Source organism: Streptomyces sp. NPDC050842 (assembly GCF_044456565.1).
Lineage (GTDB): Bacteria > Actinomycetota > Actinomycetes > Streptomycetales > Streptomycetaceae > Streptomyces.
Window position 1 is genome coordinate 98,744 of sequence record NZ_JBITGA010000006.1, and the last position, 14,640, is coordinate 113,383.

14 protein-coding genes are annotated in these 14,640 nt (G+C 71.5%); 8 read left to right on the top strand and 6 right to left on the bottom strand.

Translation table 11 applies throughout. From position 1 onward, the window contains the following. Nucleotides 1-32 precede the first annotated feature (32 nt). Nucleotides 33-530, top strand: coding sequence for a hypothetical protein (locus ACIBG6_RS21060; protein ID WP_399224112.1), 498 nt, complete (start codon nt 33-35; stop codon nt 528-530). Between the two features lie 69 nt (nt 531-599). Here the strand turns inward: ACIBG6_RS21060 and ACIBG6_RS21065 are convergent, their stop codons facing one another. From ACIBG6_RS21065 to ACIBG6_RS21080, 4 genes are all read right to left on the bottom strand, one after another. Further along, complete coding sequence (locus ACIBG6_RS21065; protein ID WP_317598487.1) at nt 600-1,724, bottom strand: GuaB3 family IMP dehydrogenase-related protein; 1,125 nt, start codon at nt 1,722-1,724, stop codon at nt 600-602. A 106-nt stretch (nt 1,725-1,830) separates the two neighbouring features. Next, nucleotides 1,831-3,333 carry an IMP dehydrogenase gene (gene guaB / locus ACIBG6_RS21070; RefSeq protein WP_399224113.1) on the bottom strand — a complete coding sequence of 501 codons (1,503 nt, stop codon included), beginning with the start codon at nt 3,331-3,333 and terminating at the stop codon, nt 1,831-1,833. A 179-nt stretch (nt 3,334-3,512) separates the two neighbouring features. Then, a complete protein-coding gene (locus ACIBG6_RS21075) occupies nt 3,513-4,115 on the bottom strand; it encodes a sigma-70 family RNA polymerase sigma factor (RefSeq protein ID WP_399224114.1) in 603 nt (200 codons plus the stop codon). A 243-nt stretch (nt 4,116-4,358) separates the two neighbouring features. After that, entirely contained in the window at nt 4,359-4,970 is a 612-nt protein-coding gene (locus ACIBG6_RS21080) for a response regulator transcription factor (RefSeq protein WP_003948568.1), read from the bottom strand. Nucleotides 4,971-5,403: 433 nt separating this feature from the next. Here ACIBG6_RS21080 and ACIBG6_RS21085 point away from each other — a divergent pair, with 433 nt between their 5' ends. Next, the gene (locus tag ACIBG6_RS21085) at nt 5,404-5,784 is read left to right on the top strand and encodes a WhiB family transcriptional regulator (RefSeq protein ID WP_399224115.1); all 381 of its coding nucleotides are present in this window, start codon (nt 5,404-5,406) and stop codon (nt 5,782-5,784) included. 80 nt (nt 5,785-5,864) lie between these two features. Here the strand turns inward: ACIBG6_RS21085 and ACIBG6_RS21090 are convergent, their stop codons facing one another. Next, nucleotides 5,865-6,758, bottom strand: coding sequence for a LysR family transcriptional regulator (locus tag ACIBG6_RS21090; protein WP_317598484.1), 894 nt, complete (start codon nt 6,756-6,758; stop codon nt 5,865-5,867). Nucleotides 6,759-6,849: 91 nt separating this feature from the next. Here ACIBG6_RS21090 and ACIBG6_RS21095 point away from each other — a divergent pair, with 91 nt between their 5' ends. Then, the gene (locus ACIBG6_RS21095; protein WP_399224116.1) at nt 6,850-7,536 is read left to right on the top strand and encodes an MOSC domain-containing protein; all 687 of its coding nucleotides are present in this window, start codon (nt 6,850-6,852) and stop codon (nt 7,534-7,536) included. Nucleotides 7,537-7,564: 28 nt separating this feature from the next. Next, a complete protein-coding gene (locus ACIBG6_RS21100) occupies nt 7,565-8,338 on the top strand; it encodes an SDR family NAD(P)-dependent oxidoreductase (protein WP_399224117.1) in 774 nt (257 codons plus the stop codon). Here the strand turns inward: ACIBG6_RS21100 and ACIBG6_RS21105 are convergent. Further along, entirely contained in the window at nt 8,331-10,142 is a 1,812-nt protein-coding gene (locus ACIBG6_RS21105; RefSeq protein ID WP_399224118.1) for a DUF2264 domain-containing protein, read from the bottom strand. The two genes, ACIBG6_RS21100 and ACIBG6_RS21105, sit on opposite strands and share 8 nt — an antisense overlap. Before the next feature lie 175 nt (nt 10,143-10,317). Between ACIBG6_RS21105 and ACIBG6_RS21110 the strand changes: the two genes are divergently transcribed. From ACIBG6_RS21110 to ACIBG6_RS21125, 4 genes are all read left to right on the top strand, one after another. Further along, nucleotides 10,318-11,433: a substrate-binding domain-containing protein gene (locus ACIBG6_RS21110; RefSeq protein ID WP_399224119.1), complete on the top strand. Its 1,116-nt coding sequence runs from the start codon at nt 10,318-10,320 to the stop codon at nt 11,431-11,433. A 102-nt stretch (nt 11,434-11,535) separates the two neighbouring features. Further along, nucleotides 11,536-12,852: an ABC transporter substrate-binding protein gene (locus ACIBG6_RS21115; protein ID WP_399224120.1), complete on the top strand. Its 1,317-nt coding sequence runs from the start codon at nt 11,536-11,538 to the stop codon at nt 12,850-12,852. Nucleotides 12,853-12,856: 4 nt separating this feature from the next. Then, nucleotides 12,857-13,768 (top strand): carbohydrate ABC transporter permease, encoded by a 912-nt coding sequence (locus ACIBG6_RS21120; RefSeq protein WP_399224121.1) that lies wholly within the window; start codon nt 12,857-12,859, stop codon nt 13,766-13,768. After that, the gene (locus ACIBG6_RS21125) at nt 13,765-14,628 is read left to right on the top strand and encodes a carbohydrate ABC transporter permease (protein WP_399224122.1); all 864 of its coding nucleotides are present in this window, start codon (nt 13,765-13,767) and stop codon (nt 14,626-14,628) included. The genes ACIBG6_RS21120 and ACIBG6_RS21125 overlap by 4 nt, the downstream gene beginning before the upstream one ends. Nucleotides 14,629-14,640 lie beyond the last annotated feature (12 nt).

Genomic DNA, 14,640 nt, shown 5'->3' on the forward strand with positions numbered 1-14,640 from the left:
CGTGCGTCACCGTCCCTGGGGGGATCCACAGCATGAGCCAGCCCGTTCCGCCGCCGCCGTCCGGTAACCCGTTCGCCAACGGCCCGGCGCCCGAGCCGTACCCGATGGCACCGCCGCCCGCCCCCGTCCGTGACAACGTGGGGCTCGGCCTGGTGGCCGCCCTCGTCGCGGGTCTCGTCGCCGGCGGGGTGTACGGAGCCGTCATGGGCGGCATCGAGCGGGAGATCGGCTGGGCCGCCATCGGTGTCGGCTTCCTCGTCGGCTTCGCCGCCGGCAAGGTCGGCGGCCGCAACCCCGTCCTGCCGGTCGCCAGCGCGGTCCTGTCCCTCGGCGCCGTCTACCTCGGCCAGCTCGTGGGCATCGCGGTCCTGGTCGGCAAGCAGCTGAACGTCTCCGCCACGGACGTGTTCCTGGAGGAGTTCGGGCTGCTGACGGAGGCCTGGAGCGAGGGCAAGGACGCCATGACGTTCCTGTTCATCGCCCTCGCCGCCTTCGCCGCGTTCTCGGCGGCCAAGAAGGCCGCCCGATAGGCCACGCGACACACGGCGAGGGGCCCCGCACCACCCGGTGCGGGGCCCCTCGTCACGTACAGGACTGCGTCAGCGCTTGTGCTGCGCGTCCGCGACGGTGACCTCGACGCGCTGGAACTCCTTGAGCTCCGTGTAGCCCGTCGTCGCCATCGCCCGGCGCAGGGCGCCGAAGAAGTTCATCGAGCCGTCCGGGATGTGCGACGGGCCCGCGAGGATCTCCTCGGTGGTGCCGACGATGCCCAGGTCGACCAGCTTGCCGCGCGGAACGTCCTCGTGGACGGCCTCCATGCCCCAGTGGTGGCCCTTGCCGGGCGCGTCCGTGGCGCGGGCCAGCGGGGAGCCGATCATGACGGAGTCCGCGCCACAGGCGATCGCCTTCGGCAGGTCGCCCGACCAGCCGACACCGCCGTCGGCGATGACGTGCACGTACCGGCCGCCGGACTCGTCCATGTAGTCGCGGCGGGCCGCGGCCACGTCGGCGACCGCGGTCGCCATCGGGACCTGGATGCCCAGCACGTTGCGCGTGGTGTGCGCCGCGCCGCCGCCGAAGCCGACGAGGACACCCGCCGCGCCGGTGCGCATCAGGTGCAGGGCCGCGGTGTACGTGGCGCAGCCGCCGACGATGACCGGGACGTCCAGCTCGTAGATGAACTGCTTCAGGTTCAGCGGCTCGGACGCGCCCGAGACGTGCTCGGCGGAGACCGTCGTGCCGCGGATGACGAAGATGTCCACGCCGGCGTCGACGACGGCCTTGGAGAACTGCGCGGTGCGCTGCGGGGAGAGCGCGGCGGCGGTGACGACACCGGAGTCGCGCACCTCCTTGATGCGCTGCCCGATCAGCTCCTCCTTGATGGGGGCGGAGTAGATCTCCTGCAGACGGCGGGTCGCGGTCGCCTCGTCCAGCTCGGCGATCTCGTCGAGCAGCGGCTGCGGGTCCTCGTACCGGGTCCAGAGCCCTTCGAGGTTGAGGACGCCGAGGCCGCCCAGCTCGCCGATGCGGATGGCGGTCTGCGGCGACACGACCGAGTCCATGGGAGCGGCCAGGAACGGCAGCTCGAAGCGGTAGGCGTCGATCTGCCAGGCGATCGAGACCTCCTTCGGGTCCCGGGTGCGCCGGCTCGGGACGACGGCGATGTCGTCGAACGCGTACGCCCTGCGGCCGCGCTTGCCGCGCCCGATCTCGATCTCAGTCACGATGTGTGGCCTTTCCCTCTACGTCTGCGCCTACCAGTATCCCCGACACAAGCGTGAGGGGCGGTCCCGGCCACATGCCGGAACCGCCCCCACGCGTCGCGCTGTGTTACTTCCTGCTGTAGTTCGGCGCCTCGACCGTCATCTGGATGTCGTGCGGGTGGCTCTCCTTGAGGCCCGCGGACGTGATCCGGACGAAGCGGCCCTTGGTCTCCATCTCCTCGATGGTGGCCGCGCCCACATAGCCCATGGTCTGGCGGAGACCGCCGACGAGCTGGTGCAGGACGTTGGCCAGGGGGCCGCGGTAGGGCACCTGGCCCTCGATGCCCTCGGGCACGAGCTTGTCGTCCGAGGCGACCTCGGCCTGGAAATAGCGGTCCTTCGAGTACGACCGGCCCTGGCCGCGGGACTGCATCGCGCCGAGCGAGCCCATGCCGCGGTACGACTTGAACTGCTTGCCGTTGATGAACTGCAGCTCGCCCGGGGACTCCTCGCACCCGGCGAGCAGGCTGCCCAGCATGACCGTGTCGGCACCGGCGGCGAGCGCCTTGCCGATGTCGCCGGAGTACTGCAGACCGCCGTCGCCGATGACCGGGACGCCGGCCGCGCGGGCGGCGAGCGCCGCCTCGTAGATGGCGGTGACCTGCGGGACGCCGATGCCGGCGACCACACGGGTGGTGCAGATGGAGCCGGGGCCCACGCCGACCTTGACGCCGTCGACACCGGCGTCGATCAGGGCCTGCGCGCCGTCACGCGTCGCGACGTTGCCGCCGATGACGTCGACGCCGACGCTGGACTTGATCTTCGCCATCCAGTTCAGGGCGTTGCTGTTGTGGCCGTGGGACGTGTCGACGATCAGGAAGTCGACGCCCGCGGCGGCCAGGCCCTGCGCGCGCTCCAGCGCCTCGGGGCTGGCACCGACGGCCGCGCCGACGAGCAGCCGGCCTTCGGCGTCCTTGGCCGCGTGCGGGTACTTCTCGGCCTTGACGAAGTCCTTGACCGTGATGAGGCCCTTGAGGATGCCGGAGTCGTCGACGAGCGGCAGCTTCTCGATCTTGTGGCGGCGCAGCAGCTCCATGGCGTCCACGCCGGAGATGCCGACCTTGCCCGTGACCAGCGGCATCGGGGTCATGACCTCGCGCACCTGGCGGCTGCGGTCCGACTCGAAGGCCATGTCGCGGTTGGTGACGATGCCGAGCAGCTTGCCCGCCGGGTCGGTCACCGGGACGCCGCTGATGCGGAACTTGGCGCACAGCGCGTCGGCCTCGGCCAGCGTCGCGTCCGGGTGCACGGTGATCGGGTCGGTCACCATGCCGGACTCGGAGCGCTTCACGAGGTCGACCTGGTTGACCTGGTCCTCGATCGACAGATTGCGGTGCAGGACGCCCACGCCGCCCTGCCGCGCCATGGCGATGGCCATGCGGGACTCGGTGACCTTGTCCATCGCCGCCGACAGCAGCGGGATGTTCACACGGACGTTGCGGGAGATGCGGGACGAGGTGTCGACCGCGTTCGGGAGGACCTCGGACGCGCCCGGCAGCAGCAGCACGTCGTCGTAGGTCAGCCCGAGTGTCGCGAATTTCTCGGGCACTCCGTCGACGTTTGCAGTCATGACACCTTCCCCAAATGGCCTTGATCGGTGCGGATGTCCATGCTAACGGGCCGAAGCCGTGTCTCATTCCACGATCAAGATCAGCCACAAGCTTTGGACGTTCGTACGTGTACGAAAGGGCCGATAGGCCCCGGCAACACTTACTGCCCGGCGTAACAGCTACCGCTCGGCGTAACCAGCTACTGCTCGGCCAGCGCGCGGAGCCTGCTGAGCGCGCGGTGCTGCGCGACCCGGACGGCTCCGGGGGACATGCCGAGCATCTGCCCGGTCTCCTCGGCGGTCAGCCCGACGGCGACCCGCAGCACGAGCAGCTCGCGCTGGTTCTCCGGGAGGTTGGCGAGGAGCTTCTTGGCCCACTCGGCGTCGGAGCTGAGCAGCGCGCGCTCCTCGGGACCGAGGGAGTCGTCGGGCCGCTCCGGCATCTCGTCGGAGGGCACGGCCGTGGACCCCGGGTGCCGCATGGCGGCCCGCTGGAGGTCGGCGACCTTGTGTCCGGCGATGGCGAAGACGAAGGCCTCGAAGGGCCTGCCCGTGTCCTTGTAGCGCGGCAGGGCCATGAGGACGGCGACGCAGACCTCCTGGGCCAGGTCCTCCACGAAGTGGCGGGCGTCCCCCGGCAGCCGGTTCAGGCGGGCCCGGCAGTACCGCAGGGCGAGCGGGTGCACACGCGCCAGAAGGTCGTGCGTGGCCTGCGCGTCGCCTTCGACCGCGCGGCGTACGAGCGCGCCGATCTCCCCCTGCCCGGCAGGCATGGGGGAACCCACGGTCTCGTCGTCGCGCATCGCTCCATGGTGCCCCGACGCTTCTGCGTTCGCGGCACCGCGTCCGTAGTTGTGCACCGAAGCGTTATGAGCAGGTGCGCCGGAACTCATCTCCCGCGCCCTCCCCTCCCGCTCGACCGACTCGTCCCCGAGGAACTCCACATCTCAAGGATGCGTCATTCCGCGGGGAAGTGACACAAGCCCACCCCGTCCACCCCACGACGGACGCGGATGCGGACGGGGAAATGGCCGGTGACCTGCGACTCAGCGCACCAGGCCCCAGCGGAAACCCAGCGCGACGGCATGCGCCCGGTCGGAGGCGCCCAGCTTCTTGAAGAGACGCCGGGCGTGCGTCTTGACGGTGTCCTCGGAGAGGAAGAGCTCGCGCCCGATCTCCGCGTTGGACCGGCCGTGGCTCATGCCCTCGAGGACCTGGATCTCGCGCGCGGTGAGCGTGGGCGCGGCGCCCATCTCGGCCGAACGGAGCCGGCGCGGGGCGAGCCGCCAGGTCGGGTCGGCGAGCGCCTGGGTGACGGTGGCCCGCAGTTCGGCGCGCGAGGCGTCCTTGTGCAGATAGCCACGGGCACCCGCGGCGACCGCGAGCGCGACGCCGTCGAGGTCCTCGGCGACCGTGAGCATGATGATGCGGGCGCCGGGGTCCGCGGAGAGCAGCCTGCGGACGGTCTCCACGCCACCCAGACCGGGCATGCGTACGTCCATCAGAATGAGGTCCGAGCGATCCGCGCCCCAGCGGCGGAGGACTTCCTCGCCGTTGGCCGCGGTGGTCACACGCTCGACGCCGGGCACGGTCGCGACCGCGCGGCGAAGCGCCTCTCGGGCAAGCGGGGAGTCATCGCAGACGAGGACGGATGTCATGACTGACCTCCGTGGCTCTCGCAGCTGTTGCGCGTCACCTTGAGCCTCCAGGGCTGGTACGTATCGTCACCTGTGCGATTGACGCTCTCGGACACCTGCCCGATCGCTTGTTCCTTCAACCGCCTCCGCACACTCAACGACGGTCACTCGAAAGAGTTACGGGTCGGACGGCAGCCATCGGCACTCTACGTGAGGAGCCGTAAGCGGAGGAGAGCGACGCGGCCCTTCTGCCCTTCATCGAAAGCTATGCCCCATTTAGCGGGTTTTCTTCCCTTTTCGCAGTGTCTGTGGCTAGATTCGCAATGAGTCATATTTACATCTACTTCGACAGTAGTTGTACTACCCCGAGTCGTCGGGGCCCGAGGAGCCCCGGTCGATCAGCCATCCACCCGCCCACCTATCCGTTCGACACGGTTTCAAGGGGACTAGCGCAATGGCAGATTTCTCCCGCCTTCCCGGACCCAACGCCGATCTGTGGGACTGGCAACTCCTCGCGGCCTGCCGCGGGGTGGACAGCTCCCTGTTCTTCCACCCCGAGGGAGAGCGCGGCGCGGCACGGAGTGCGCGCGAGAACTCGGCGAAAGAGGTCTGCATGCGGTGCCCGGTACGCGCGGAGTGCGCGGCACACGCACTCGCCGTGCGGGAGCCCTACGGCGTCTGGGGCGGCCTCACCGAGGACGAACGCGAAGAGCTCATGGGACGCGCCCGGAACCGCCTCATGACGGCGGCCCCGACGGCCGCACCCGTCACCTCCGTGACATCCATGACGGCATCGGCGGCGGCTGCGGGCCGCCCGATCGTGGAGCGCATGTGAAGGAACGTTTCCTCAGCGCAAGCTGAGCCTGAGTCAGTGACACACGAGCCAGTCGCGCCCACGCGCGCGTGGCGTAGTGCTTACGCGCGCGTGGCGGCGCGGGTCAGCTCGGCGAGCGTGGCCGCGACGGCCGGGACCTGAGCCAGGTCCGGCAGGGTCAGGGCGACGATCTCCCGCTCCACGGCGGGCTCCACGGTCACGGTCCGAGCGCCCTTGGGCCGTACGGACTCGATGGCGAGCTCAGGCAGGACGGCGACGCCGAGACCCGCGCCGACCAGGCCCACCACGGCCGGGTAGTCGTCGGTGGCGAAGTCGATGCGGGGGGTGAAGCCCGCCTCCTCGCAGACGTCCACGAGCTGTCGGCGGCAGCGCGGGCAGCCCGCGATCCAGGACTCGTCGGCGAGCTCGGCGATGCCGACCGACTCGGCCTCGGCGAGCCGGTGCCCCTCGGGCACCAGGCCCACGAGCCGGTCGGCGAGCAGCGGGCGGACGACGAGGTCGTCCCACTCGGCCTGCCCCACCCCGTACCGGAAGGCGAGGGCCACGTCGCAGTCGCCCTCCCGGAGCATCTCGATCGAGCGCGGAGGTTCCGCCTCGACGAGGGAGACCCGGGTGCCGGGATGCGCGGCGCGCAGGGCGGCGAGCGCGGTGGGGACGAGGGTGGAGCTGCCGCTGGGGAAGGAGACCAGGCGGACGCGGCCGGCCCGGAGTCCGGCGATGGCGGCGACCTCCTCCTCGGCGGCCGTGAGCCCCGCGAGGATGCCGGAGGCGTGGCGGACCAGGACCTCGCCGGCCTGGGTGAGGCGCATCTCGCGGCCCGTACGGATCAGCAGCGGGGTGCCGGCGGAGCTTTCGAGCGCCTTCATCTGCTGGCTGACGGCGGGCTGGGTGCAGCCGAGTTCGCGCGCGGCGGCCGAGAAGGAGCCGGTGGCGGCGACGGCGCGCAGGACGCGGAGATGGCGTGCCTCGATCATGCGGCCAAGCATAAGCGAATCTTGGGCGAAGCGGCGAATTCATAGACGATCCTTTGAGGGCTATCAAGGGATATCCCCGTAAAGTGCCCGCATGACCTTGTTGAGCGTGAACGCGGGCCGTGCCAGGGCGGCGGACTACACGGACGCCGCGTCGGGGCTGACGGCCATCGACAAGCGACCCGTCGACGGGCCCGTCCGGATCGAGGCCCCCGGGCCGCCCGGTGTCGGAAGGAGCGGGGTGGCCGGGGACACGGTCTGCGACCTGCGGTTCCATGGCGGCGACGACCGGGCCGCGTACGCCTTCGCGCGCGAGGACATGGACCTGTGGGAGCGGGAGCTCGGCCGCGCGCTGGCCAACGGCTCCTTCGGCGAGAACCTCACGACCCGCGGCCTCGACGTGAACGGGGCCCTGATCGGGGAGCGGTGGCGGATCGGCGAGGACGTCGTCCTCGAAGTGACCGGCAGCCGCATCCCGTGCCGGACCTTCGCGGGCTTCGTGGAGGAGAAGGGCTGGGTCAAGCGGTTCACGCAGTCGGCGGCCGGACCCGGCGCGCTGCTGCGGGTGATCGTGCCGGGCGAGGTGCGGGCGGGCGACCCGATCACGGTCGTGCACCGGCCGGACCACGACGTCACCGTCGCGCTCCTGCACCGCGCGGCGACCGTCGAACGGACGCTGCTGCCCGGCACCTTGGCGGCCGCGGCGTGGATGGAGTCGGGGCTGCTCGCGCTCGCGCGTCAGTACGCGGAGAAGTACGGCCGGACGGACGGCGGGGCGTAGCCGCCGGGCGGGGCACTAACGTGCCGGTATGACGACTGCACTGATTACGGGGGCCACCGCGGGCATCGGGGCCGCCTTCGCACGCAGGCTGGCGGCGGACGGTCACGACGTCGTGCTGGTGGCCCGGGACGTGAAGCGGCTCCGGGAGCAGGCCACCGAACTGCACGACCGGCACGGCATCGAGGCCGAGGTCCTCTCGGCGGACCTGGCCGAGGAGAAGGGCATCGCCGCCGTCGAGGCGCGGCTCTCGGACCCGAAGCAGCCGGTCGACATGCTCGTGAACAACGCCGGCTTCGGCAACAAGGGCCGCTTCCTGGAAGTGTCCATGGCCGACGAGTTGAAGATGCTCACCGTGCACTGCGAGGCGGTGCTGCGGCTGACCTCGGCCGCCGCCGCCTCGATGAAGGACCGCGGCCGCGGCTCGGTGGTGAACGTCGCCTCGGTGGCGGCCTTCGTGCCTCGCGGGACGTACGGGGCGTCGAAGGCCTGGGTCGTGCAGTTCACCCAGGGCGCGGCGCGGGACCTCGCGGGCAGTGGGGTGCGGCTGATGGCGCTCTGCCCCGGCTTCGTCAGGACCGAGTTCCACGAGCGGGCCGGGATGGGGACGGACAACATCCCAGGCTGGATGTGGCTCGACGCGGACAAGCTGGTGACGGCGGCGCTCGGGGACCTGGAGCGGGGGAAGACGCTGTCGATCCCCGACCCCCGCTACAAGGCCCTGATGGGTGTGGTGAAGCTGGCGCCGCGCGGGCTGCTCGGCGGGGTCTCCTCCAAGGCGGGCCGCAAGTACGGCCCTAAGTGACCTTGAGGTCCAGTCGACCGGTGGCGCCGTCCTTCCAGGTCACGTGGAGGGTGTGGCCGGTGACCCGGACGTTCGCGAGGGCGGTGACGGGTGCCGGGTCCGGTTCGGCGGTGAGCGAGGCGAGGGCGACGAAGAGGGCGGCCGGGCCGGTCGTCGTGCCGTGGAGGGCGAGCGTGCGGGTCCCGGGGCCCTGAAGGGTTTCCCCGGTGGGGAGTTCGGCGGCCGGTGCGTCCTCCGGGTAGCCGTGGACCGGGTGGAGCTCGGCGCGCGGCCCGCCGGGAGTGGTGGCCCAGCCCGTCTGCCGTACGGGCGTCCCCTCCGGGGCGCCGAGCACGAGGTGCGCGCGGACCTCGGCACGGCCGTGGGCGAGGGTCGCGGAGAGGACCCGGACGCCGGGCAGCGGACGGTGCACGGAGGCAGCCCAGTCGGGTCCCGTACCGGCCGGGGCGGCGGGGCCGCGGGTGGTGGCCCCGCCGTCCTCCGTCAGCAGGGCGAAGTGGTTGTCCGCCGGGGCCGGCCCGGTGCTGGGGCCGGTGCGGGTGGAGTAGGCGTGCCGGGCGTAGCCGGGGTCGTCCGCGCCGGGGTCGGCGCTGTGGACGTGGTTGCTGCCGTGGTTGTGGAGGCGTACGAGCCCGTCGGCGGCGGTCGTCTGGACGAGCAGCCCGGCCGGGGCGAAGGGGCGGACGGTGTCGGCCCGTTCCGCGGGCAGGGTTTCCTCGGGGTCGGTCCAGGCGGGGTGGTCGGCGGGCAGGAGGAGGCCGAGGAAACCCTTGGACGCCCAGTAGGGGGAGCCGGGTCCCGAGTACTCCTGGACCAGGGGCGCGTGCGGGCCGTGCCAGCCGAGGGTGAGCAGCCCGCGCTCGTCGGTGGCGCCCCGGTCGAGGAAGTACCGCAGGGAGCCGGAGGCGAGGCGGCGGGTCGCGCCGGGGGTGAGCGGGGTGTGGCCGGTGAGGGCGCCGAGCCAGGGGGCGGCGGCCGCGGCGAAGCGGTAGATCAGGGAGCGCCCGTACGGCACGGGGGCGCCGTTCGCGTCGAAGAGGTGGACGTAGTCGTCGAGGTGGCGGCGCAGCCGGGGCCCGTACCGGTCGAGGAGGTCCCGGTCTCCGGCGAGGTGGGCGTGGAGGACGGGGTAGAAGTGCAGGGCCCAGGCGTTGTAGTGGTCGAAGGCGCGGTTGTCGCCGTCGCTGTACCAGCCGTCGCCGAGGTACCAGTCCTCGACGCGGGCCAGGGAGCGGTCGATGGTGGCGGCGGCCCGGTCGGTCTCGGCGCCGGCGTCCTGGAGGAAACCGGCGACGGTGAGGCCGAAGAGCCACCAGTTGTTGTCGACGGGGGACGGTCCGAGGGCGGGGCGGAGCCAGTCGACGACGCGGTGGCGGGTGCGGTCGTCGAGGCGGTCCCAGAGCCAGGGGCGGGTGAGGCGGAGGCCGAGCGCGACCGAGGCGGATTCGACGACCGCCTGGCGGGTGTCGGCCATCAGGGGCCAGGAGTCGGGGTCGCCGGTACCGGGTCGCGCCGTCCCGGCGGCGAGTCCGTCCGCGTACCGGTCGAGGTGCCCGTGCGGGTCGTCCCCCTGGGCGCCCGCGACGCGGAGGGCCGCGAGGAGGAAGGTGCGGGCCCAGCCCTCCAGGCCGTCGGAGCGGGCGCCGGACCAGCTGGGGCGGGGGCCGGGGAGACCGACGAGGCCGCCGCGGGGGGAGGCGTACGGGCGTACGGCGAGGAGCAGCCGGTCGGCCGTGGCCTCCCAGTGGGCACGGGTCCAGCCGGTGTACGGGCTGAGCTCACGGTTCTCGGGCGGCGTGGGCATGATGCTCCCTGAGGGCTCCCTGGGTGACGTCTGCGTCGCCCGGAATCCTGAACAGGCTTCGATCGAACGTCAAGGGAATCAGAGCGAATGATCGAAACTCCCGTCGTTCGATCATTCGTGGACTAGAGTCGAGAGATCTGGTCCAGGGACCACCACTGCGAGGGGGAACCGCACCGTGCGCGAGAGTGCCGCCGAACGACACGACCGACTGCTGGCCCTGGTCCGCGAGCGCGGCACCGCCCGGGTCGCCGAACTGGCCGAGCGGCTCGGGGTCTCCCCCGTCACCGCCCGCCGGGACGTCGAGGCGCTGGCCGGGCAGGGGCTGCTCGACCGGGTGCACGGCCAGGTGTCGTGGCCCCGGGGGCAGGGCGACCCGGGCGCGGGACGGCCCGGCGAGGGCCTGGTCCTCGGCCTGCTCGCCCCCTCCGCCACGTACTACTTCGCCGAGGTCATCCGGGGTGCGCACGAGGCGGCGGCGCGCGCCGGCGCCCGGCTGGTGCTGCGCGTGTCGGACTACCGGCCCGAGGAGGACCGCGCCCGCACGGAGGGCCTGCTCGCGGCGGGCGCCGAGGGCGTCCTCGTCGCACCCGGCTGGCGCGGGCCCGAGGACCGGCTCGCGTACGGGGACTGGCTGGCCGAACTGCCCGTACCGGCCGTGCTCCTGGAGCGCAGGGCGGAGCCCGGCAGCCCGCTCGACGGCCTGGACCGGGTCGTCTCCGACCACGGCCACGGCGTCCTCCTCGCCCTGCGCCACCTGATCGGACTCGGCCACTCGACGCCGCTGCTCGTGGCCCGCGGCGACTCCCCGACCGCGCTCGCGGTGCGTGCCGGGTACGCCGAGGCGCTGGGGACGCTCGGCCTGAAGGAGCCCCGGCCGGTCATCGAGTCCGTACCGGCCGAGGCGGATCCGGAGGGCTTCGAGCGGGCCGTGCGGGCGCTGTACGAGGCGGTCCGCTCGGGTCTGGCGGGCGCGGCGCTCGTCCACAACGACGTCGACGCGATCGAGATCGTGCAGCGCCTGGCCGAGCTGGGCGTACGGGTACCGCAGGACCTGGCCCTGATCGCGTACGACGACGAGGTCGCGGCGCTCGCCGACACCCCGCTGACGGCGGTCGCCCCGCCCAAGCGGCAGGTCGGGCGGTACGCCGCCGAGCTGCTCGTGGAGCGGCTCACCGAGGGCGCGGCGGGTGCCGCGGGGTCCGGCGAGGAGGCGGCGCGGCGGCACCTGAGCCTGTTGCCGCGGCTGCGGGTGCGGGAGTCGTGCGGGGCGCACAGCATCCGATCGATCTGATCTTTTTTCGATCAATCAATCTTTCGCTCTTGACTTCGGTCATGAACGGTCACAGGATCACGGCCACAACCTCCCAGCCGCCCCGCCTTCAGGAGCCGTGCCGTGACCCGTACTTGGAGCAGAACGTCCCGTGTCATAGCCGGCACCGCCACCGCCCTGGCCGTTCTCACGGCCTGCGGCGGCGGCGGTGACGACACCGCGAACAAGCCGAACGAGCCCGTCACCCTCACCTTCTGGGGGTGGGCCAAGGGCTCCAAGGACGTCGTGGACGCCTTCAACGCCTCCCACACCGACGTCCAGGTGACGTTCGAGGAGATCCCCTCCGGCACCGCCGGCGGCTACGCCAAGATCTCCAACGCCGTGAAGGCGGGCAACGCCCCCGACCTCGTCTCCATCGAGTACTCCTCGCTCCCCGAGTTCGTGAGCTCCGGCGCGCTCCAGGACATCGGCGGCGAGTTCACCGAGGCCGACCGCGCGAAGCTCCTCCCGCAGACCGTCGAACTCACCACCCTCGGCGGCAAGTCGTGGGCCGTCCCCTTCGACGCCGCCCCGCAGGCCTTCTTCTACCGCAAGGACCTGTTCGCGAAGTACAAGGTCCAGGCCCCCACCACCTGGGACGAGTTCAGGAAGGCCGCCGAGCAGGTCAAGAAGGCCGACGCCAAGGCCCGTATCGCGACGTTCTTCCCCGACGACCCGACCACCTTCGAGGCGATGGCCTGGCAGGCCGGCGCCCAGTGGTTCAAGGCGGAGAACGACACCTGGAAGATCGACACCACCGACCCGGCCACCACCAAGGTCGCCGCCTACTGGCAAGGCCTCCTCGACGCCGGCCTCGTCCACAAGAACGCCTCCTTCAGCCCCGAGTGGACCGGCTCCCTCAAGAACGGCACCACCATCGGCTACCTCGGCGCCTCCTGGGGCGCCGGCGTCCTCAAGGGCACCCTGCCCGAGCAGAACGGCACGTGGGCCGTGGCGCCCATGCCCAGCTGGGACGGCAAGCCCGCCAGCGGCATGCTCGGCGGGACCTCCTTCGCCGTGACCAAGGACAGCAAGCAGAAGGCGGCGGCCGTCGCCTTCGCCGAGTGGATGTCCACCACCGAGGCCGGCGTGAAGGCCCGCATCGCCTCCGGCACCTCCTCCGCCTTCCCCGCCGCCGCGGCCCTGCGCCCGGTCGCCAAGAAGGCCTTCGACGCGAGCTACTACGGCGGCCAGGACATCTACGCCCTCTTCGAGGCCTCCGGCGCCTCCATCAACCCGAACTGGGCGTGGGGCCCGACCACCGGCACCACCAACACCACGATCAAGGACCACTTCGGCAAGATCACCCAGGGCGGCCCGACCGTCGCGGAGGCCGTCAAGGCCGGGCACGACGCCACCGTCGCCGAACTCTCCAAGCGCGGCCTGAAGGTCGAGGGCTGACCGCGTGAAGGCCCGCACCCGCGCCGCCGCGATCCTGCTGACCCCGTTCTTCCTGCTGTTCACCGCGGTGATGGTGGTGCCGATCGGCTACGCGGTCTGGCTCAGCCTCTTCACCGAGCAGCAGTCCGGACTGGGCTTCGGCGGCGCCGAGACCGTCTTCTCCGGCCTCGACAACTACACGGCGGCGCTGGGTGACCGGGCCTTCCGCGAGGGCTTCGGCGTCCTGCTCGGCTACTGCCTGCTCTACATCCCGCTGCTGCTCGTCGGAGCCCTCGGCCTCGCCCTCCTCCTCGACTCGGCACTCGCCCGCGCCCGCCGCTTCTTCCAGCTCGCGCTCTTCCTGCCGCACGCCGTCCCCGGCATCATCGCCGCCCTGATCTGGGTCTACCTCTACACACCCCAGCTCAGCCCGGTCGTGAAGGCCATGGAGGCGGGAGGCATCGGCTTCGACTTCTTCTCCCCCGAAGGCGCGCTGCCCTCCGTCGTCAACATCGCCCTGTGGGAGTGGCTCGGCTACAACATGGTCATCTTCTACGCGGCCCTCCAGGCCATCGACCGCTCCGTCCTCGAAGCGGCCACCGTCGACGGGGCGGGCGCCTGGCGCATCGCCTTCTCCATCAAGGTCCCGCTGGTCAAGGCCTCGCTCGCGATGGTCGCCCTCTTCACGATCATCGGCTCCCTCCAGCTCTTCACCGAGCCGCTGATCCTCAACAAGGGCACCGGCTCCGCCGTCACCTCCACCTGGACGCCGAACATGTACGCCTACACCGCGGCCTTCGACCGCAACGACTACGGGCTCGCGGCGGCCGCCTCGGTCCTCCTCGCCCTGACGGCCGCGCTGCTCTCCTTCGCGGTGACGCGCCTGACGGGCCGCCGGAAGGCCGGTACCGCGCGGAAGGCGAGGGCGGCGGCATGAGCAACCCCGACAAGCCCCGTACGAGCTCCGCCTGGCTCTCCAAGACCGCCGTCAACGGCGCGCTCGTCCTCGCCGTCGTCTACATGCTCTTCCCCCTGGTGTGGCTGCTGACCGCCGCCACCAAGGACGCCGGAGGCCTCCTCGCCGGAGACGCCTTCTCCTTCGAGGGCTTCGACCTCGGCGGCAACCTCTCCCGGCTCGCCGAGTACAACGACGGCATCTACTTCCACTGGTACCTGAACAGCCTCCTGTACGCGGGATTCGGCGCCCTCGCCTGCTCGCTCGTCAGCGTCGCCGCCGGATACGCCTTCCACGTCTACGACTTCCGGGCCAAGGAGAAGCTCTTCGGCGTCGTGCTCCTGGGCGTGCTCGTCCCCACCACCGCGCTCGCCCTGCCGATGTACCTCCTCGCCAGCGAGGTCGGCATCGTCAACACCTACTGGGCCGTCCTGATCCCGGTCCTCGTCAACCCCTTCGGCGTCTACCTCTCCCGGGTCTTCTGCGCGGGCTACATCCCCGACGAGGCCCTGGAGGCGGCCCGTATCGACGGGGCCGGCGAACTGCGCGTCTTCTGGTCCATCGGTCTGCGCATGGTCATGCCCGGCTTCGTGACCGTCTTCCTCTTCCAGTTCACCGCCATCTGGAACAACTTCTTCCTCCCCCTGGTGATGCTCTCGGACCAGAAGCTCTACCCCCTGAGCCTCGGCCTGTACGCGTGGAACAGCAACGCCCACGCGGAACCCGACTTCTACCCCCTCGTCGTCACCGGATCCCTGCTCGCCGTCGTCCCCCTCGTCGTCGCCTTCGTCTCCCTCCAGCGCCACTGGAAGGCGGGTCTGACCGCCGGCAGCGTCAAGTGAGGAGCACACGTC